The 19,989-nt window shown below is 65.6% G+C and carries 18 protein-coding genes and 1 pseudogene; 5 read left to right on the forward strand and 14 right to left on the reverse strand.

The window, feature by feature from the left end; translation table 11 throughout:
• Nucleotides 1-51: 51 nt before the first annotated feature.
• Both CTP10_RS03920 and CTP10_RS03925 read left to right on the forward strand, forming a co-directional pair.
• Entirely contained in the window at nt 52-1,503 is a 1,452-nt protein-coding gene (locus tag CTP10_RS03920; RefSeq protein ID WP_116317416.1) for an O-antigen ligase family protein, read from the forward strand.
• Entirely contained in the window at nt 1,500-2,303 is an 804-nt protein-coding gene (locus tag CTP10_RS03925) for a glycosyltransferase family 2 protein (RefSeq protein ID WP_116317417.1), read from the forward strand. The genes CTP10_RS03920 and CTP10_RS03925 overlap by 4 nt, the downstream gene beginning before the upstream one ends.
• Here the strand turns inward: CTP10_RS03925 and CTP10_RS03930 are convergent.
• Nucleotides 2,300-3,337 carry a glycosyltransferase family 4 protein gene (locus CTP10_RS03930; protein WP_116317418.1) on the reverse strand — a complete coding sequence of 346 codons (1,038 nt, stop codon included), beginning with the start codon at nt 3,335-3,337 and terminating at the stop codon, nt 2,300-2,302. The two genes, CTP10_RS03925 and CTP10_RS03930, sit on opposite strands and share 4 nt — an antisense overlap.
• A gap of 304 nt (nt 3,338-3,641) precedes the next feature.
• On the opposite strand from CTP10_RS03930, the gene msbA reads away from it, so the two are divergent.
• Complete coding sequence (msbA, locus tag CTP10_RS03935; RefSeq protein WP_116317419.1) at nt 3,642-5,366, forward strand: lipid A export permease/ATP-binding protein MsbA; 1,725 nt, start codon at nt 3,642-3,644, stop codon at nt 5,364-5,366.
• A 49-nt stretch (nt 5,367-5,415) separates the two neighbouring features.
• Here msbA and waaC read toward each other — a convergent pair whose 3' ends face one another.
• The gene (waaC, locus tag CTP10_RS03940; RefSeq protein WP_116317420.1) at nt 5,416-6,402 is read right to left on the reverse strand and encodes a lipopolysaccharide heptosyltransferase I; all 987 of its coding nucleotides are present in this window, start codon (nt 6,400-6,402) and stop codon (nt 5,416-5,418) included.
• A gap of 209 nt (nt 6,403-6,611) precedes the next feature.
• Here waaC and CTP10_RS03945 point away from each other — a divergent pair.
• A pseudogene (locus CTP10_RS03945) lies at nt 6,612-7,199 on the forward strand (peroxidase-related enzyme); the annotation flags it as partial.
• Nucleotides 7,200-7,222: 23 nt separating this feature from the next.
• On the opposite strand, the gene CTP10_RS03950 reads toward CTP10_RS03945, so the two are convergent.
• From CTP10_RS03950 to CTP10_RS03990, 9 genes are all read right to left on the reverse strand, one after another.
• Nucleotides 7,223-7,738, reverse strand: coding sequence for a hypothetical protein (locus CTP10_RS03950; protein WP_116317421.1), 516 nt, complete (start codon nt 7,736-7,738; stop codon nt 7,223-7,225).
• Between the two features lie 98 nt (nt 7,739-7,836).
• A complete protein-coding gene (rng, locus tag CTP10_RS03955) occupies nt 7,837-9,303 on the reverse strand; it encodes a ribonuclease G (RefSeq protein WP_116317422.1) in 1,467 nt (488 codons plus the stop codon).
• A gap of 89 nt (nt 9,304-9,392) precedes the next feature.
• Entirely contained in the window at nt 9,393-9,995 is a 603-nt protein-coding gene (locus tag CTP10_RS03960; protein ID WP_116317423.1) for a Maf family protein, read from the reverse strand.
• A gap of 115 nt (nt 9,996-10,110) precedes the next feature.
• On the reverse strand, nt 10,111-10,590 hold the full coding sequence (gene rlmH / locus CTP10_RS03965) for a 23S rRNA (pseudouridine(1915)-N(3))-methyltransferase RlmH (RefSeq protein WP_116317424.1): 480 nt from the start codon (nt 10,588-10,590) through the stop codon (nt 10,111-10,113).
• 48 nt (nt 10,591-10,638) lie between these two features.
• Nucleotides 10,639-11,421: a ribosome silencing factor gene (gene rsfS / locus CTP10_RS03970; protein ID WP_199414498.1), complete on the reverse strand. Its 783-nt coding sequence runs from the start codon at nt 11,419-11,421 to the stop codon at nt 10,639-10,641.
• Nucleotides 11,422-11,484: 63 nt separating this feature from the next.
• Complete coding sequence (locus CTP10_RS03975; protein WP_116317426.1) at nt 11,485-12,228, reverse strand: nicotinate-nucleotide adenylyltransferase; 744 nt, start codon at nt 12,226-12,228, stop codon at nt 11,485-11,487.
• A 10-nt stretch (nt 12,229-12,238) separates the two neighbouring features.
• Nucleotides 12,239-13,150, reverse strand: coding sequence for an oxygen-dependent coproporphyrinogen oxidase (gene hemF, locus CTP10_RS03980; RefSeq protein ID WP_116317427.1), 912 nt, complete (start codon nt 13,148-13,150; stop codon nt 12,239-12,241).
• A gap of 149 nt (nt 13,151-13,299) precedes the next feature.
• Nucleotides 13,300-14,568, reverse strand: coding sequence for a phosphoribosylamine--glycine ligase (gene purD / locus CTP10_RS03985; RefSeq protein ID WP_116317428.1), 1,269 nt, complete (start codon nt 14,566-14,568; stop codon nt 13,300-13,302).
• A gap of 88 nt (nt 14,569-14,656) precedes the next feature.
• Nucleotides 14,657-15,382, reverse strand: coding sequence for a YebC/PmpR family DNA-binding transcriptional regulator (locus CTP10_RS03990; RefSeq protein ID WP_116317429.1), 726 nt, complete (start codon nt 15,380-15,382; stop codon nt 14,657-14,659).
• Between the two features lie 177 nt (nt 15,383-15,559).
• Here CTP10_RS03990 and CTP10_RS03995 point away from each other — a divergent pair, with 177 nt between their 5' ends.
• Nucleotides 15,560-17,086, forward strand: a complete 1,527-nt coding sequence (locus tag CTP10_RS03995; protein WP_116317430.1) for a helicase HerA-like C-terminal domain-containing protein — start codon at nt 15,560-15,562, stop codon at nt 17,084-17,086.
• A 46-nt stretch (nt 17,087-17,132) separates the two neighbouring features.
• Here CTP10_RS03995 and CTP10_RS04000 read toward each other — a convergent pair whose 3' ends face one another.
• The 3 genes from CTP10_RS04000 to CTP10_RS04010 form a co-directional block, all read right to left on the reverse strand.
• Nucleotides 17,133-17,297 carry a DUF3149 domain-containing protein gene (locus tag CTP10_RS04000; RefSeq protein WP_116317431.1) on the reverse strand — a complete coding sequence of 55 codons (165 nt, stop codon included), beginning with the start codon at nt 17,295-17,297 and terminating at the stop codon, nt 17,133-17,135.
• A gap of 150 nt (nt 17,298-17,447) precedes the next feature.
• A complete protein-coding gene (gene upp, locus CTP10_RS04005; RefSeq protein ID WP_116317432.1) occupies nt 17,448-18,098 on the reverse strand; it encodes a uracil phosphoribosyltransferase in 651 nt (216 codons plus the stop codon).
• Between the two features lie 159 nt (nt 18,099-18,257).
• Nucleotides 18,258-19,658, reverse strand: a complete 1,401-nt coding sequence (locus CTP10_RS04010; RefSeq protein WP_233527953.1) for an MFS transporter — start codon at nt 19,656-19,658, stop codon at nt 18,258-18,260.
• Nucleotides 19,659-19,989: the final 331 nt, after the last annotated feature.

Consider the following 19,989-nt stretch of genomic DNA (forward strand, 5'->3'; position numbering starts at 1 on the left):
CACGCCAAGCGGCGCCCCTGATCGGCAGTCCGGTTACTCGAGGTTGGTATAATGCGCGGTTTTGCAGGCAAATTGTCCGGCGGCAGCTGCCGCCCTTTATTGCCTGCCGTTTGCGTCGTACATATTAGAGATGTAACGCCCTGTATCAACACACCCGTCAAAGCGAATCAATCAGATAGAAGTACCCGGATGCAAAGGAACAGTTTCGCCATTCGCATGGCGGCACTTGCTGCCGCATTGTCGCCATTCCTGATCCTTACCGTGCAGGGAGGCGCCGGATACTGCTATTTCGCGGTTTTTGCTGCCGGCCTGCTATGGCTGCGGGACGCCGCCAACCGGCAAACGGGGTGGCGCTTGCTGGTTGAGTACAAGTGGTACGTGCTGGCAATGACTGCCTATCCGCTAGCCGTGCTGCTGCAGCAGGTGATCGGCGGCTACGTGCTGCCGCGTGCGCTGGACGCGCCGGCGCGCCTATTCCTGATCCTTCCTGGCTTCCTGCTATTGTCCGCGGTGCCGGCTAGCCAGTTGCGCGCCGTCCAGATCGGTTGTGCACTGGGGGCGGTCAGCGCGGCGTGCTGGTCGGTGCTGGTGCTGGTATCACCCGCTGATTGGGTCATCTCGGGCCGCGCCGGCAATCCGTTCACCAACCCGATCCCGTTCGGGGACACGGCGATACTGCTGGCCTTCATGAGCGCCGCACCGCGCCGGGAAGGCAGCGCGCCCACCTGGGAACGTGCGCTGCGACTGTTCGGGCTGGCCTGTGGCCTGTTCGCATCGTTTGTCTCAGGCAGCCGCGGGGGCTGGATTGCCGTGCCGATCATGCTGTGGCTGCTGACCATGCACCTGCGTCGCCAGCACAATGTATCGCCAGGACTGCGTATCAGCGTGATCGTCATCATGACGCTGGGCCTGACTGGCATCGCCAGCACACCCATGTTCCACGAACGCATGAACGCGGCGATTTCGGATTTCGACAAGATGGCGCACGGCGATGCGAGTACGTCGATTGGTATGCGCGTGCAACTGTGGGAGGCATCCTGGACGCTGTTCACGGAGCATCCCGTCCTGGGCGTGGGGCGCGGGCGGCTTGAGGCCTCGCTGCAGGAAATGGCCGACCAGGGTCGTATTTCAGCGCAGATCGTCAACGCTCATGCGCATAACGAGATTTTTTCCACGATGGCGGAAATGGGCAGCATCGGCCTGATCGCCCTGTTCCTGCTCTATTTCGGCTCCAGCTATTACTTCTGGCGCCACCGTCGCTCCAGCGATCCACCGACCGCTACGGCTGCCACCATGGGGCTGGTGATGACCTTCGGCACCATCGTATTCGGCCTGACCATCGATGTATTCACATTGATCATGAATGCAGCGTTCTATGCGCTCACCACGGCAACGCTGCTGGGCATCATTGCCAACCGGCGGGCGACGCTGGCGGCGAAGGATGCCAGTTCGGGCGCTGAGTATTCCAGCCCACTTTCCATGAAAGGTAACTCTCCAACATGACGGACACCCGCGCGACCATCAGCGTGATCATCGTGGCGATGAACGAGGCGCACGATATTGGCGACTGTCTTGCCTCGGTGCGCGACTGGGCAACCGAGATGATCGTGTTCGATTCCGGCAGCACCGACGGCACCCAGGACATCTGCCGCAGCTACGGCGCGCGGGTATTCGAGACGGACTGGCCGGGCGATGGCCCGCAGAAGAACCGCGCGCTCGACCAGGCTACCGGGGAGTGGGTGCTGTGTCTCGATGCCGACGAGCGTGTGGGCGATGAGTTGCGCGCCGAGATTTTTGCCGTGCTCGAAGGCCGTGCCCCTGAATCCTCGCACGTTGCCTATTCGATGCCCCGGCGCTCCAGCTTCTGCGGCCGTTTCATGAAGCACTCCGGATGGTGGCCGGACCGCATCACGCGCCTGTTCCTCCGTGGCAAGGGTCGCTTCACCGATGTGCGCACGCATACCCACATCGAGCTGCAGGGCACCACGGGGCGCCTCAGACACCCCATCATCCATATCAGCATCCCGACCCTGCATGAAGCGCTGGACAAGAACAATGTCTATTCCAGCGAAGGCGCCAAGACCATGTATGAGCAGGGCAAGCGCTCTTCGCTCGCGAAGGCGATCGGGAAAGGCATGTGGGCTTTCCTGCGCACTTATGTCTTCCGGCTGGGTGTGCTCGACGGCCCGGAAGGCTTCATGCTGGCCGTGGCGAACGCCGAGAGCACCTACTACCGCTATCTCAAGCTGATGCTGATGTGCAAGGCCGCAGACAAGGCGGCCCGGCAGGCATACACCGCCTAGAACAGGCGCCGCAAGCCGTCCAGGTGGGCGGCCAGGCCAGGATCGTAGGCAATGTGGCGGAGCGGTTGCGCCACACGGGCGGTGCCGCTGGCGGCCCAGTCCGCCGCGGCTGCGAGCGCGGCCCGGATGCTGGCCGGCTCGGTACGCGAGAAGCGCCGCGAGACCTGGTCGTCCAGCACCTCCAGGCAGGAAATGTTGTCGGCCAGCAGTGCCGGCGTGCCGCACAGTACGGATTCGATGGCAACCAGGCCGAATGGCTCATAGCTTGACGCCAGCACGGTGAAATCCGCGGCGCGGTATAGGTCCGCCATGTTCTTGCAATAGCCCAGTTCGCGTACGCCCGGCAACGAGCCATGCACCGCGCGCCCGGCCACCGCGATGACGCCGTTGATGCCACTGCCCGCGAGTGCCTCGGCGAGCGGCCGCAAGCCCTTGCGCTCGTGGTCCGACGAGGGGAAGAGGAATATCAGCTCGTCGCCAAACCCGAATTGTTTGCGCAATGCCGCCCGCGTAACGTCGTCTACGGGGCTGAACCGCTCCGGGTCCACGGGAGGATAGAGCAGGGCAATCCTGGATTCCGGCAGGCCGTACAACGACTGCAGCTCCCCGGCCATCAGCTTCGAGTGGGCAACCACATAGCGCGCGGCCTCGTAATGCCGGCTTTCCAGGGAAATCTGCGCGCGATCCCTGGACGTCGGGTTGCGCCCCGCAGTGCGCAGGAAGCCGCGATGGGTCCCGCCGCATACGGCGATGTCGGCCCCGACGATCCGGTTGCAGCCGATCAGCACGTCGCAGTGCCGATGGGCATTGCGCATGCCCCAGGAGAATGCCGCATCCCGGAACCGGCCCGGCAGCCAACGGACGTGCACCGTATGGCGGTCTACCGCCCCGAATTCCGGCACATCGGTGTCGAATCGCCGGGCAAAGACGGCGGGGGGGTCGCCAGCAGCCAGCAGGCCGCGCACCAGGTCCAGCGCGTAGCGCTCAAAACCGCCGCCGCGGCCAAAGCGGTTGCAGGAAATTCCGATCTTCATTCAGGGTTGATTCCGTTGACAGTCGGTCTGTTGCGGCTGCATGCCCGGAGGGTGTGCCGGGAGGGCAATCCACTATAATCGCGTCTTTGCCATTTCCAGCCGGCAAAAGGTGCCGGGGGATGCCCCCGGAGCGGGCGTGCATGCGGCCGTGGCGCCGCATCAGGCGCTGCCGCGCACGGCCTCGCGTGCCGGGCGGCACGAGTGCGCCATTGTACCTGCAGCCTTTGCAATGGCCGCCGGCATGTGGCGCTGAATCCTTTAAGGAGTCTTCTTGTCCAGTCTTCCGACTCAAGGTACGCCCTCGATGGCCACGCGGCTGTGGTCATACCTGCGTCCTGAGCTCCGTATCTTTGTGGCGGCGATCGTCGCGATGGCCGTGGTCGCGGCCAGCGAAGGCGTGATCCCCAAGGTCGTGAATGACCTGCTCGACAAGGGCTTCGGCGGCAGCTACGCCGGCACCCTGTGGCATGTCCCGGCCATCCTCACGGGCGTGGCGCTCATCCGCGGCGTCGCGCAGTTCGCTTCCGGCTACCTGCTGAACCTGATCTCCAACCGCGTGCTGCTGAAGATGCGGATGCAGATGTTCGAGCGCATGCTGCACGCGCCGGCAGCGTTCTATCACCGCAATACGGCGGCATCGCTGATCAACGCCGTGATTTTCGAAGTCAACCAGGTGCTGCAGATCCTGACCAGCGTGTTCATTACGTTGGTGCGCGATTCGCTCACTGTGGTCGCGCTGCTGATCTACCTGTTCTATACGAACTGGCGGCTGACGCTGATCGTGGCCGTGATCCTGCCGGTCATCGGCTACCTGATGTCAAAGATCAACCGGCGGCTGCGCAAGCTGAACCGGGACCACCAGACCTACACCAACAACGCTGCCTATGTGGTGGAAGAAGCCGCTGGCGGCTACAAGGTGGTCAAGCTGCATGGCGGCGAGGCGTACGAGCTGTCGCGCTTCCGTACCGTGGCTGAGCGGCTGAAGAATTACTCGATGCGCATGGCGGTGGCCGGCGGCCTGAACCAGCCGGTCACGGCATTCCTGGCGGCGCTGGCCCTGTCCGTGATCATCACCATTGCCATGGTGCAGGCGCAAGGCAACCAGACCACGGTGGGTGGCTTCACCGGCTTCGTGATGGCAATGCTGCTGCTGATCTCGCCGCTGAAGCACCTGACCGATATCAACCAGCCCCTGACCCGCGGCATCACTGCCGCCGAGATGATCTTCCGGCTGATCGACGAACCGGTCGAACCGCAGGATGGCGGCAAGGCGATCGGCCGGGCCCGCGGCGAACTCGCCCTCGAGGGCGTCGGCTTCCGCTATGGCGATGCTCCGCGCGCGGCGCTGGAAAACCTCGACCTGCGCGTAATGCCAGGTGAGGTGGTGGCGCTGGTTGGCCCGTCCGGCAGCGGCAAGACCACGCTGGTCAACCTGGTGCCGCGTTTTTTTGACCCGACGCAAGGGCGCATCCTGCTAGACGGCCTGCCGCTGCCGGAGCTGGCGCTGAAGGATCTGCGCGACCAGATCGCGTTCGTCAGCCAGGACGTCGTGTTGTTCAACGACACTGTCGCCAACAATGTGGCTTACGGGGCGCAGCCGGACGAAGAGGTAGACATGGCGCGCGTCGAGCAGGCGCTGGCGGCCGCCTACCTGACGGAGACCGTCAAGGGCCTGCCGGATGGCGTGAACACCAATATCGGCGACAACGGCATGAAGCTGTCCGGCGGCCAGCGTCAGCGCCTGGCGATTGCCCGCGCGTTGTACAAGGACGCGCCGATCCTGATCCTGGACGAGGCGACTTCCGCGCTGGATTCGGAGTCCGAGCGCCAGGTGCAGGCGGCACTCGAGCAGTTGATGAAGGGGCGTACCACCCTGGTCATTGCCCACAGGCTCTCCACCATCGAGAACGCCGACCGGATCGTCGTACTGGACCATGGCCGCGTGGCGGAGCAGGGCACGCACGACGAACTGCTCGCAGCCAACGGGCTCTATGCCGGGCTGCACCGGATCCAGTTCGCGACCCAATAACAAGAAAAGCCCGGCTTCCACCGGGCTTTTCGCTAACTACTGCTTGCGCTCAGTTGAGCGAAGTGACCGGCGGTTGCACGCCCATGACTTCGTCGATCGCGGCCAGCACCGCGGCGCGCGTCGGAATATCGCCGTGGCCGCCAAGCGAAACGGCACGCCCGGGCGCACTGACGCCGTACAGGTGACGGGAAGTGGTAGTGAAGAGGATCACGGTCGGGCGGCGCAGTGCGTCGGCAATATGCACGAAGCCTGTGTCCATGCCGACCACCAGCGAGGCCTTGCCTGTCATCTGGGCCACGCCCGTGATGCTCAGGCGCGGCATGACCTCGGCGCCTGGTACGCCGGCGGCAATGGTCTCCGCTTCCTTGCGCTCGGCCTCGTTACCCCACGGCACCAGCACGCGCAGGCCCCGCGCGGCAATCGCATTGCCCACGCTGATCCAGTCCGCCACCGGCCATTTCTTTTCCTCGCTCGACGTGGCGTGGAACAGCATGGCATAGGGCCCCTTGTCAGCCGGCGCCGGCGTGTCCGGCGGCATGACAAGGCCGTAGTCCATGTCGTCGCTCAGTGCAAAGCCGAACGCGCGGCTGACGGCGCGGCGCATCCGCTGCCGGGAGGAATCCGCATCGATGTGCGGGGCGAAGATGTGGTTGTAGGCGAAGCGCGCACCACTTTCCCCCAGCTCCTCGACCGGGTAGCCGTAACGATGGCGCGTACGCGCCAGGAACGACACGATGGCGCTCTTGTAGACGCCATGGACATCCAGCACCGCATCGTATTTCTCGCGCCGCAGTTCGCGCAGCGCGTTGAAGATCTCGCGCAGGCCAGCCCAGCTGCGCTTTTTCTTGAAGCCGCGCAGTGGGGCGGCAATGACGCGTTCGATGCTAGGGTTCCAGCGCGGCACATCGGCGCAGTAGGAATCCGCGATCCAGTCGATCTTCACGCCGGGAAAGGCCCGCTGCAGGTCAGCGACCAGCGGCTGGGTGAACACCATGTCGCCCAGCGAGGTCAGCTTGACGATGAGAATACGTTTCATCGGGAAGAGATAGCGCACGCGAGTGGGGGCGCTTGCCTGGTTCAGGAAGGGACGTAGTATGCCTTATCCTGCGGACATCTGGTTCTGCGATGCATGAGCAACATGGTGCCGGGCCCCGTGCCGGGGATCCGGTAGACTTTGAAGCACCACCCAGTACAGACATTAGGGACGACAAAGTCGACGAAAACGCATCGCCAACAGGAGACACCATGCCCGACACCGCTTTGGCCATCAGCCGCTATCCCGTTCCCGCCCTGAAAGACCTCCCCGACGACATCCGCGCCCGCATCCTGGAAGTCCAGGACAAGGCTGGCTTTGTCCCCAATGTCTTTCTGGCGCTGGCACACCGCCCCGACGAATTCCGCGCCTTTTTTGCCTATCACGACGCGCTGATGCTGAAGGAGGGCGGGCTGACCAAGGGCGAGCGCGAGATGATCGTGGTGGCGACTTCCGGTGCCAACCAGTGCCTGTATTGCGTGGTCGCGCATGGCGCGATCCTGCGGATCTACGAGAAGAAGCCGCTGGTGGCGGACCAGGTCGCGGTGAACTACATGAAAGCCGACATCCCGCCGCGCCAGCGGGCCATGCTCGATTTTGCGATGAAGGTGTGCAAGGCGTCGCATGAAGTCGGCGACGCGGATTTTGCGGCGCTGCGCGAGCATGGGTTTTCCGACGAAGACGCGTGGGACATCGCCGCGATCACCGCGTTCTTCGGCTTGTCGAACCGGATGGCCAACACCATCAGCATGCGCCCGAACGATGAGTTCTACCTGATGGGCCGCGTGCCGAAGGGGCGAAGTAGGCAGCGCGCCGGAGAAGCTCAGCGCACCTCGGCGCAGTTCCCGCTCTTGGGATCGAACAGCACCGGCCAGGCCTGCTCGTAGATGCCCGGGGTGCAGTACTTCTCGCAGCGGTTATGCGCCAGGGTCACGCGGCGCGGATCCTGCCACACCAGCAGCTTGCACTGGCTGCCGTCGATGGCCTGGAGTTCGATGTGCGGCGTGGTGCGGACCTGGCGGAACTGGACCAGGTTGAACTCGCAACTGCCGCGCCGCGACACCCACAGTTTCCACCTCAACGCCTCCACCTTGTTGGCGGTGACGTCCATCAGCGCGTCCTCGCGGAAGCCGTCTTCCTCGGTGCGCTTGCATGCGCCGGCAATGGTAATGGTCTTGGCTGCGATCGGCGCCGCGCGTGCCTTTGGGGGCGGCGGTGCTTCGGCAACTGGCGCGGCTGGGCGCGGCGGCGGTGGCCGGTACTGGGCGATTGGCAGCGGCACGCAGGCGGTGCCCACCAGGACGGCCAGCAAACAGGCCCCATGTTTCGTGGCGTTCATGCCGGACTCCTTCTCGCACCCTCAACCTTCGCTTAGTTATAGCGGATCGACGACGAATAAGGAGTAGGACCATCCCGCAGCCTGGCGTCAGGCCAGGACTACATCAGGATGATGTCGTACTGTTCCTGGTGGAAGGTCGATTCCACCTGCAAGGAGATCGGCTTGCCGATGAAATCGCCGAGCATCGCCAGGTGCTGGCTTTCTTCTTCCAGGAACAGGTCGATGACTTCCTGCGAGGCCAGGATGCGGAATTCACGCGGGTTGAACTGGCGCGATTCGCGCATGATCTCGCGCAGGATGTCGTAGCACGCCGTGCGCGGCGTCTTGACCTGGCCCTTGCCCTGGCATACCGGGCATTGCTCGCACAGCACGTGCGCCAGCGATTCGCGCGTGCGCTTGCGCGTCATCTCGACCAGCCCGAGCTGCGAGAAGTTGTTGACGGTGATGCGGGTGCGGTCGCGCGACAGCGCGCGCTTGAGCTCGGACAGGACCGCTTCGCGGTGCTCGGCATTCTCCATATCGATGAAATCGATGATGATGATGCCGCCGAGGTTGCGCAGGCGCAGTTGCCGCGCGATGGTATGGGCCGCCTCCAGGTTGGTCTTGAAGATGGTGTCGTCGAAATTGCGCGCGCCCACGTAGCCGCCGGTGTTGACGTCGATCGTCGTCATCGCCTCGGTCTGGTCGATCATCAGGTAGCCGCCTGACTTCAGGTCGACCCGGCGCGACAGCGCCTTCTCGATCTCGGCATCGATATTGAACAGGTCGAAGATCGGCCGCTCGCCGGTGTAGTGCGACAGCCGCGACAGCACCGCCGGCGTGTATTCCTTGGCGAACTCCACCAGCATCTGGTAGTTCTCGCGCGAGTCAATCTGGATCACGCCGGTGGCGTCGTTGATGAAGTCGCGCAGCACGCGCTGGGCCAGGTTCAGGTCCTGGTAGAGCAGCGCCGGCGCCGGCAGCGTGGTGGCGTTCTGGCGGATCACGCCCCAGATCTTGCGCAGGTAGGCGATGTCGTTGCCGAGTTCCTCGTCGGTCGCTTCCTCCGCGATGGTGCGCACGATAAAGCCGCCGCGCTCGTCAGCCGGCACCAGGCCCTGCACGCGGCTGCGCAGCGCCTCGCGGTCCACTTCGCCTTCGATGCGCTGCGAGATGCCGATATGCGGATCCTGAGGCAGGTACACGAGCGTGCGCCCGGCGATGCTCACCTGCGTGGACAGCCGCGCACCCTTGGTGCCGATCGGATCCTTGATCACCTGCACCATCAGCGCCTGGCCTTCGAACAGGGTCTTCTCGATCGCCAGCTGCGGCGTGTTGCCGTTGCGGTCGTTGTCGCGCGGGTGCCAGATATCGGCTACGTGCAGGAAGGCGGCGCGCTCCAGGCCGATGTCGATAAAGGCGGACTGCATGCCGGGCAACACGCGCACCACCTTGCCCAGGTAAATATTGCCGACCAGCCCGCGCGTGAGCGTGCGTTCGACGTGCAGTTCCTGGACGGCGGCCTGCTGCACGATGGCAACGCGCGTCTCCTGGGGCGTGATGTTGACGAGGATGTCTTCAGTCATAGCGGTGAAACGCGGTCGCCGGTGGTCCGGCGGTATTGGGGTTGCCCGGCGCGGCCGGGTCTTGTCCTGGGCGGCGGCGTGGCCGGGGCTCAGAACCGCAGGCGGGCCTGGCGAAGTAACGCCGCCGTCTCAAACAAGGGCAAGCCCATGATACCTGAATAGCTGCCCGCGATCCGCTCGACGAACTCGGCCGCGCGGCCCTGGATGCCGTACGCGCCGGCCTTGCCCAGCGGCTCGCCGCTGACGACATAGCGGTCGATCTCGTCCGGCCGCATCGGGCGGAAGGTCACTTCGGAGACGGACAGCGCGTGGTGCATGCCCAGGGTGGAGACCACCGTGACCGCCGTGAGCACCCGGTGCGTACTGCCGGACAGCGCGGCCAGCATGGCCTGCGCATCGGCGGCATCGTCGGGTTTGCCGAGGATTCGTCCGCCCAGGCAGACGGTGGTGTCGGAGGTGAGCACGGGCGCGTCGGGCAGGGCGCGGCGCTCGCGGCGGCGCAGCGCGGCTTCGGCCTTCAGCGCGCAGACGCGCTGTACGTAGTCGTCGGGGGTTTCGCCGGGCAGGACGGCTTCCAGCGCTTCGGCGTCCTCGTCGTCATTGGCAAGCAGCAGCTCGTAGCGTACGCCCAGCTGGGTCAGCAATTCGCGTCGGCGCGGGCTTTGGGAGGCGAGGTAGAGATAGTCGTGCATCGCGGCAGGCGGGGTCGGGGCTGCCGGCGGCAGGCGGGCCGGCAGTGGCGTGAATTGTAACGCCCGCGGCGGCCGGCTTTCGGGCAACTTCCCGGGCAACTTCCCGGGTACCGTATCAGGCGCGGTGGTAAGGGTGGTTCTGCGTGACCGACCAGGCCCGGTACAGCTGTTCGGCCAGCAGCACGCGCACCATGCCGTGCGGCAGCGTCAGGCTGGACAGGCGGATCAGCGTACTGGCACGCGCCTTCAGCGCGGGGTCGAGTCCATCGGCGCCGCCGATCAGGAAGGCGACATCGCCGCCTTCGCGCTGCCAGTCAGTCAGCTGCGCAGCCAGTTGCACGGTGGTGAAGTCGCGGCCGCGTTCATCCAGCGCGACAATCCGGCATTGCTTCGACAGCGAGCCCAGCACGGCCTCGATGCGCGCGGCTTCGCGCTGCATCACGGTGGTGGCGTTGTTACTGGACGAGCGGGCTTCAGGCTTGACCTCGCGCAGCTCGATGCGCAGCTCGGGCGGCATGCGCTTGGCGTACTCGGTGAAGCCGGTTTCGATCCAGGCGGGCATCTTGTGGCCGACGGCCACGATCACCAGTTGCATGAGGCGGTATGCGCGGCGCGGCCATCAGATGGCCGCGCGCCGTGCGGATCAGGCCGAGCGGGTGGCGCGCTTGCGCGCGGCCGGCTTGGCTGCCGCGGTCTTGCCGGCAGTCTTGGCGGCGGTCTTGGTGGCCGTTTTAGTTGCGGTCTTGGTTGCCGTCTTAGTTGCCGTCTTGGTAGCGGTCTTGCGTGCCGTGGTGCCGGCGGCAGTCTTGCGCGGCGCTGCGGCGCGGGTGCCAGCCGTCTTGGTGGCGGCGGTCTTGGTAGCCGTCTTGGTCGCGGTCTTGCGGGCCGGCTTGCGGATCGTGGCGATGGCGTCCGGGTCGGTATCCTCGTGCCCCATCGGCGGCGACGGCTCCTTCATGCCTTCGGGCAGGCGGGCCAGCGCCGGGCGCAGGCTGCTGGCACGGCGCGTGCCGCGCGCGGCCGGGACTTCGTCCTCGTCTTCGTCCATCGGCTCGCTGGCCTTGGCCAGGCTGCGGGCGCCGGTGGTCAGCTTCATGCGCACCGGCTTGTCGCCCCAGATTTCTTCCAGGTTGTAGTACAGGCGCAACTGCGGCTGCAGGATGTGGACCACGGCGTCGCCGCAATCGACCAGCACCCATTCGCCGGTTTCCAGGCCCTCGACCGCCACGATATGGCCGCCGGCATCCTTCACCGTATCCCGCACCGAAGCCGCAAGCGCCTTGGTCTGGCGATTGGACGTCCCGCTGGCAATCACCACCCGGTCGAACAGCTCGGTCAGGTGGCTGGTGTCGTACACCTTGATGTCCTGCGCTTTGACATCCTCGAGGCCGTCGACGATGGCGCGTTGCAGTTTACGAATATCCATGGTGTCTTCTTGTTCAGCTGAGATCGGTTGGGTGGTGGTGGGCGCCGGGTTTGCTCAACCCGGTCAGGCCCTGGCCGGGGCGTCGCGGTACAGCCCGTGGCTAGCGATGTAGTGTGCCACGCCCGGTGGCAGTTGGTCATCTGCCGGCTGGCCGGCTGCCAGGCGCTGGCGCAGGTGGGTGGAAGACAGGTCGACGGCGAGCGTCTGGTCGATCCACATCCGGCCGGAGGGCGTGCATTGTATCAGGGTCGTGTCGGCCTGGCGCTGCGACAGCGCTTCCAGCACCGGGCCCTCCAGCGCGGCGAGCTCGAAGCGTGGTCGCGTGGCGGTGCACAGGTGCACGTGCGCGAACAGTTCCTGCCAGCCGTGCCAGGTATGCAGGCGCAGCAACTGGTCGGCACCCATCAGCCAGCACAGCGAGGCCTGGGGGCCGTATTCGGCGCGCAGCTGGCGCACGGTGTCGATGGTGTAGCTGGGACCGGCGCGGTCGACTTCCATGCGGCTGACGCGGACCCTGGCGCCGGTGTCGCCCAGGGCGGCGGCGGCCAGTTCGGTCATCGCCAGGCGGTCGGCGGCTGGCGTCACGTCGGTGCCCTTCTGCCAGGACTGGCCGGTGGGAATCCAGACCAGTTCGTCCAGCTCCAGGTGGTCGATGCACAGCCGCGCCAGAGCCAGGTGCCCGGCATGGGGCGGGTCAAAGGTGCCGCCGAGGATACCCAGGCGGTAGGGGCGGTTGGGGCGGTTGGACGGGAGCGGCGGGTCGCCCGCGTCAGCGGGGGGCGTGCGGTCTTGCGCGGTATTGGCCATAGGTCTGCCGTCAGGTCCAGTCGCGTGCGGGCAGGAAGTCGGTGTACAGCGCCGCTTCGGCGCTGCCCGCTTCCGGTTGCCAGTCATAGCGCCAGGTCACCAGCGGCGGCATCGACATCAGGATGGATTCGGCGCGTCCGCCCGACTGCAGGCCGAACAGCGTGCCGCGGTCGAACACCAGGTTGAATTCGACATATCGTCCGCGCCGGTAGGCCTGGAAGCCGCGCTCGCGCTCGCCGTAGGGCGTGTCCTTGCGGGCCTGCAGGATGGGCAGGTAGGCGTCCAGGAAGGCGTCGCCGACCGATTGCATCATCGCGAAGCTGGGCTCGAAGCCCAGCGCCGAGAAGTCGTCGAAGAAGATCCCGCCTACACCGCGTGCTTCGTTGCGGTGCTTCAGGAAGAAATACTCGTCGCACCACTGCTTGAAGCGCGGGTACAGCTCGTCGCCATAAGGCGCCAGCGCCTGCTTGCAGGTGCGGTGGAAATGGCTGCAGTCGTCGGCGTTGCCATAGTACGGCGTCAGGTCCATGCCGCCGCCGAACCACCAGACCGGCTCGGCATCCGGCTTTACTGCCAGGAAGCAGCGCACGTTCATGTGGACCGTGGGTACGTAGGGGTTGCGCGGATGGAACACCAGCGACACGCCCATCGCCTCGAAGCTGCGCCCGGCCAGTTCGGGCCGGTTGGCGCTGGCTGACGGCGGCAGGGTATCGCCGCTGACGTGCGAGAAGCCCACGCCGGCGCGCTCCATCACCGCGCCGCCTTCCAGGATCCGGGTGCGGCCGCTGCCGCGCAGGCGTTCGGTGGGCGGCTTCTCCCAGGCGTCGGTCAGGAACGGCTGGCCGTCAATGGCGCCGATGGCATCGGTGATGCGGTCTTGCAGACCGAGCAAATAGGCACGGACTGCCTGGGAATCGATCATGGTTGGCGGAAAACGAATGGACCGGATGGGCCGGGCTGATGGCATTCCGGCAGCCCTGAGGCTGCCGGGGGCGTCACAGCGTTGTCACGATTGTACCGGCTGGGGCGGCCAGGTGGTCGCCAGGCCCCGGAAGGCCCGCCGGCGGCCAATCAGCGCTTGATGGCGCGGTAACCGATGTCGGTCCGGTACTGCATGCCGTCGAACCGGATCTGCTCGACCGCGGCATAGGCAGCACGCTGCGCGGCCTTGACGGTGTCGGCCAGGCCGACCACGCACAGCACGCGCCCGCCCGTGGTCAGCAGCGTGCCATCCTTGAGCGTGGTGCCCGCGTGGAAGGTCACGCTGTCATCGGTTTCGGCCGGGATGCCGGTGATGGTATCGCCCTTGCGCGGGTTCTCCGGGTAGCCGTACGCGGCCATCACCACGCCCAGCGCGGTGCGGCGGTCCCAGTCCAGTTCGATGCTGTCGAGCTTGCCGTCGACGGCGTGCTCCATTACCTCGACCAGGTCGGTCTTCAGGCGCGCCAGGATCGGCTGGGTCTCGGGGTCGCCCATGCGGCAGTTGAATTCCAGCGTCTTGAGGTTGCCGTCCTTGTCGATCATCAGGCCGGCGTACAGGAAGCCGGTGTACGGGATGCCATCCTTCTCCATGCCGCGCACGGTCGGCAGGATGATCTCGCGCAGCGCGCGCGCATGCAGCGCGGGCGTGACCACCGGGGCGGGGGAGTAGGCGCCCATGCCGCCGGTGTTGGGGCCGGCGTCGGCGTCGAGCAGGCGCTTGTGGTCCTGGCTGGTGGCCAGTGCCAGCACGTTCTTGCCGTCGACCAGCACGATAAAGCTGGCTTCCTCGCCCTCCAGGAATTCCTCGATCACCACGCGTGCGCCGGCATCGCCCAGCTTGTTGTCGGCCAGCATCATGTCGACCGCGCCATGGGCTTCTTCCAGCGACATGGCCACCACCACGCCCTTGCCCGCGGCCAGGCCGTCGGCCTTGATCACGATCGGCGCGCCCTGCGCGTCGATATAGGCGTGCGCCTGGGTCGCGTCGGAGAAGGTCTGGTAGGCGGCGGTCGGGATGCCATGGCGCTGCATGAACGCCTTGGCAAAGTCCTTGGACGATTCCAGCTGCGCGGCCGCCTTGCTCGGCCCGAAGATGCGCAGGCCCTTGGCGCGGAAGATATCGACGATGCCGGCCGCCAGCGGCGCCTCCGGCCCGACCACGGTAAAGGCCACGCCTTCGCGCTCGGCAAATGCGGCGATGACCTCGGGATCGGTCAGCGGAACATTCTGCAGGCGCTTGTCGAGCGCGGTCCCGCCGTTGCCCGGCGCGACGTACACCACCTGTACCTTGGGAGACTGGGCCAATTTCCAGGCCAGCGCGTGTTCACGTCCACCCGAGCCGACAACCAATACTTTCATGATCCACTGCCAGAAAAGAAACACATACTAAAAGGCGGCGGCCTGGGTCTTGTCCGGGCCGCCGCCGTGGGGGGCTTGTTGCTGCAGCTTAGTCTTCGATCACCGCGTTGGTGAAGACTTCCTGCACGTCGTCCAGGTTTTCCAGGGCGTCGAGCAGCTTCTGCATCCTGGCCGCGTCGTCGCCGGCGAAGCTGACTTCGTTCTGCGGCTTCATCACCACGTCAGCCACTTCCGCCTTGAAGCCGGCGCCTTCCAGCGCGGTCTTGACCGCCGGGAAATCGTTGGGCGGGCAGGTCACTTCGATCGAGTCGTCGTCATTGGTGACGACGTCGTCGGCGCCCGCCTCCAGCGCGGCTTCCATCAGCTTGTCTTCCGGCGTGCCGGGCGCGAACAGGAACTGGCCGCAGTGGGTGAACATGAATGCCACCGAGCCTTCGTTGCCCATGTTGCCGCCATGCTTGGAGAACGCGTGGCGCACTTCGGCCACGGTGCGGGTGCGGTTGTCGGTCAGGCAGTCGACGATGATGGCCGCACCGGCCAGGCCGTAGCCTTCGTAGCGGATCTCTTCGTAGTTGGCGCCTTCCAGGCCGCCCACGCCGCGCTGGATGGCGCGCTGGATGTTGTCCTTGGGCATGTTCGCGTCCATGGCCTTGTCGATCGACAGGCGCAGGCGCGGATTGGAGTCGACATCGCCGCCGCCGAGCTTGGCGGCAACGGTGATTTCCTTGATCAGGCGGGTCCAGATCTTGCCGCGCTTGGCGTCAGCGGCAGCTTTCTTGTGTTTGATATTGGCCCATTTCGAGTGACCGGCCATGTTTCTCTCCGAGGCGGAAAACGGTGTTATGCGGTGATGGAATTCGGGATGCCAGGCGCGGGCGCCAGGTGACGGATATGCCTGGCGGCTGGCTATAATCAGCCCAGGATTTTATCACGCGGGCCTGCCCGCGCCGCTGCCGTGGCGAGTCCCGCGGCACTTGCTATCAGGAAGATCATGGCCGACCCCATCCTTATCGCCAAGAACGCCGAACACGAACTGGTGCTGCTGCCCCAGATGGGCAACCGGCACGGGCTGATCACGGGCGCGACCGGCACCGGCAAGACCGTCACGCTGCAGACGCTGGCGCAGGGGTTTTCGCGCCTGGGCGTGCCGGTGTTCATGGCGGACGTCAAAGGTGACCTGACCGGCATTTCGCAGTCCGGCCAGTTGTCTGACAAGCTCAGGCAGCGCCTGGCCGACCTGGGCCTGCCCGAACCGGCCTGGGGCGGATGCCCGACCACGCTGTGGGACGTGTTCGGCCAGAAGGGCCACCCGGTGCGCGCCACGGTCTCGCACATGGGGCCGCTGCTGCTGTCGCGCATGCTGGAGCTCAACGACACCCAGCAGGGCGTGCTCAACCTGGTGTTCCGCATCGCCGATGCCAACGGCCTGCTGCTGCTTGACGCCAAGGACCTGCGCGCAATGCTGCAGTACGTGGGCGACAATGCCTCGCAGTTCACGACCGAGTACGGCAATATCTCAACCGCCTCGGTCGGCGCGATCCAGCGCGGGCTGCTGGCGCTGGAGTCGCAGGGCGGCGATGTCTTCTTCGGCGAGCCGATGCTGAACCTGGAAGACTTCATCCAGACCGAGAAGGGCCAGGGCGTGGTCAATATCCTGGCGGCGGACAAGCTGATGAACTCGCCGCGGTTGTACGCGACCTTCCTGCTGTGGATGCTGTCCGAGCTGTTCGAGAAACTGCCCGAGGCCGGCGACCTCGACAAGCCCAAGCTGGTGTTCTTCTTCGACGAGGCGCATCTGCTGTTCAACGACGCGCCCAAGGCGCTGCTCGACAAGATCGAGCAGGTGGTGCGGCTGGTCCGCTCCAAGGGCGTAGGCGTGTATTTCGTCACGCAGAACCCGGTGGACATCCCCGACACGGTGCTGGGCCAGCTGGGCAACCGCGTGCAGCACGCGCTGCGCGCGTTCACGCCGCGCGACCAGAAGGCGGTCAAGGTGGCGGCCACCACCATGCGCGCCAATCCCAAGCTGAACCTGGAAACAGCGATCGGCGAGCTTGGGGTGGGCGAGGCGCTGGTGTCGTTCCTCGACGCCAAGGGCACGCCGTGCGTGACCGAGCGCGCCTGGGTACTGCCGCCGGGCAGCCGGATCGGGCCGGCTACCGATGAGGAGCGCAAGCAGCTGGTCGCAAACTCGCTGGTCGCGGGAACGTACGAGACGGCCGTGGATCGCGAATCGGCTTACGAGAAGCTGCGCGGCAGCGTGCCGACGGTGGCCAATGGCAATGGCAACGGCAAGGGCAAGCAGCCGGAAGCCCGGCCGGAAGCGGAACAGGATAGCGGCTGGCTCGGTACCGCGGGGGATATCTTCGGCACGCTGACCAAGGGCACCGGCAAGAGCGGGCGCGGCGATTCGATTTTGGAGTCGATGGCCAAGTCGGCCGCGCGCACGGTGGGGTCGCAGGTAGGCCGCGAGCTGATTCGCGGCGTGCTGGGCAGCCTGCTCGGGAAGAAAAAGTAAAAGACCCGAAGGGGAGAAACAAGGGCCGCGCAGCGGCCCTTTGTTTTCAGTGGCGCCGGGCGCCTTGCTGCGCTTTCGCCGCCGCAGCGTCCTCGCGCATCTTGCGCGCAAACATCCGCGCAAAGAACCAGCCCATGCCGATGATGAAGACGATCACGCCCAGGCTCATCAGGCCGGTGCTGGTGCTGAAGAGAATCTTGATGGCTTCCAAGGTTGGCTCCCTGTGGTTGGCGGCATGTGGTTGGCGCCATATGCCGGCGGAAGTACCGCCAGCGGCTGCCGCCAGCGGGGGCCTCCAGTGTAGGGAGCCATGGGGCGCGGGCTGTTGAGGCTGGTCAAGCCCGCGCAAGTCCGGCTCGTGTCAGTTCTTGGTGCCGAACAGCCGGTCGCCCGCATCGCCCAGGCCCGGCACGATGTACGCGTCGGCATCCAGGTGGCTGTCCAGCGAGGCCACGAACAGCTTCACGCCCGGATGCGCCTTCTGGAACACCTCCACGCCTTCCGGCGCCGCCACCAGCGCGACGAAGGTGATGGCCTCGTCCTTGACGCCGCGGCGTTTGAGCACTTCCACCGCATGCACGGCCGAATAGCCCGTCGCCACCATCGGATCGCACAGGATAAAGCTGCGGTCTTCCAGGTCCGGCAGCCGCACCAGGTATTCGACCGGGCGGTGCTGCTCGTCGCGGTACACGCCGATATGGCCGATCCGCGCCGACGGGATCAGCTCGACCAGGCCATCGCTCATGCCCACGCCGGCGCGCAGCACCGGCACGATGGTCAGCTTCTTGCCGGCGATCACCGGTGCATCCAGTTCCACCAGCGGCGTGTCGATGCGGCGCGTGGTCAGTGGCAGGTTGCGCGTGATCTCGTAGCCCATCAGCAGCGTGATCTCGCGCAGCAACTCGCGGAAGGTGCGCGTGGACGTTTCCTTGTCGCGCATGTGCGAGAGCTTGTGCTGGATCAGCGGGTGGTCGAGGATGAACAGGTTGGGAAAGCGCGGATCTTGTTTCATGGCTGGCGGCGAGGGCTCGGCGGGGATAGGAGCAAGCTGGTGAAGCGGGCGGCCGGGTCGGGTGGAGCCGGCCGCCGCGCCGTTGTAGCCGGATTGTAATGGAAGCGGGCCGCAGCGCGGCTGCGGCCCGATACCCGGCAAGCTTGCCGCTACCTGGCCTTAGTCCAGCGCGCGGTCCTTCGACTCGATATCCACCATGAAGATCGCGAAGGCCGCCACGGCAAGGAAGGACGAAAGCAGCCCAAGCGCCAGCGTGAACTGGGTAGCCATGATCGGTGCAATGATCGAAGGGGCGAACAGGCCACCAAATCGTGCCATCGCACCGGCGGTGCCCATCCCGCTGGCCCGCAGGTCCGTCGGATACACTTCCGGCGTGAAGGCGTAGAGTGCGCCCCAGGTGCCCAGCAGCGCGAAGCTCATCAGCAGGGTGGAGCCGACGATCAACCCGGTGGACGTGCCCAGGCTATACAGCATGCAACCTGCCGCGCTGAGCAGCAGGAAGCCGATCAGGGTCGGCTTCCGGCCCCAGCGCTCAACGCCGTGCGCGGCGAGCGCGAACCCGGGAAGCTGCACCAGCGCGAGCAGGATCAGGAAGACCTGGCCACGCATGAAGCCAAAGCCCTGGCCGGCCAGCTTCACCGGCAGATAGACGAAGACACCGTAATAGGCGATCGAGATCAGCATCCACGCGGCAAGCAGGCAGATGCTGCGGCGCCGGCATCCGGCCGCGAACAGCGCGAAGACCGATTTGCGCTCCATCTTCTGCGGCTCCAGCGGGGCGATTTCCACCGAAACCCGATTGGCTTTGGCAACGCGCTGAAGTACCGCGCGTGCCTCTTCCGAGCGTCCCGATTTATTCAGGTAGAGCGGTGACTCTGGCACAAAGAACCGAACCACCACGCCGACCAGCGCGGGGAGGCCTGTGACAAAGAAGATCAGGCGCCAGGCATCGTTGCCTTGCGAGACGGCGACCAGGGCCAGGATGGCGAGCAGGATCGTGCCGACGGCCCAGAAGGACTCCAGCAGGACCAGCCAGCGGCCGCGCCGGTCCGAGGGAAGGAACTCGGCCATCATGGTGTAGTCGACGGGCAACGTGCCGCCGACGCCGATGCCGGTCAGGAAGCGCAGCAGCAGCAGCCACTGGAAGTCCGGGGCAAAGGCGGAGGCGACGCCGCAGATGGCGTCAAGGATCACCGCCATCATCAGGACGGGCCGGCGGCCGATCCGGTCCGCAAGCCGGCCGAACGCGAAGGCGCCGATCAGCATGCCGACGAAGAACATCGTCCCGGTCTGCAAGGCGCTCGGCACGGGAATGCCGAATGTCGAGGCAATGGAAGGCGCGGTGAACCCGATCGACAGGACCTGCATCGCGTCAGCCAGCCAGACCAGGCCGAAAATGCCGAACAGCCGATACTGGAACCGGCCGACACCGGCTGCGCGGATGCCTTGCTCGATCGTGATGGTTTGGGACGTCGATGCCCGCGCGCTTGGGTGGGGAGCCGCGCTGATCGTCGCCTCGGGGATTGTCGATGCTGCCATTGAGGAAATTGATGACGACATATTGTCTACCTGTCTTTATAGGCTGGTTCTTGAATTCGGAAGCCACGCACCGCGATGCGGCCAAACCTGTGGCTACCCCAAGCTAGCGAGGCCAGAACTGGTCAGGTAGTCCTCTCGCAACACCTTCCTGGTACTGATACGACATAGTCACTCCTTGTTGTCTACCCTTGGTTGTCCGGGCCCGAATCCCCGGTCGGCACGGCGGTGGACTATGCAAGCCCCGGGCCAGCGCTTCCGGTGTTGTAAAGGGCCAATCTTGTGGTCTTGTTGTCTCGTTTGCGCGGTTCTTGCGCCGTACTTGTGCCGGGAGGCACCGTGGCGCGTCTTCTTA

It is taken from the genome of Cupriavidus sp. P-10, assembly GCF_003402535.2.
In the GTDB taxonomy this organism is placed as follows: Bacteria; Pseudomonadota; Gammaproteobacteria; order Burkholderiales; family Burkholderiaceae; genus Cupriavidus.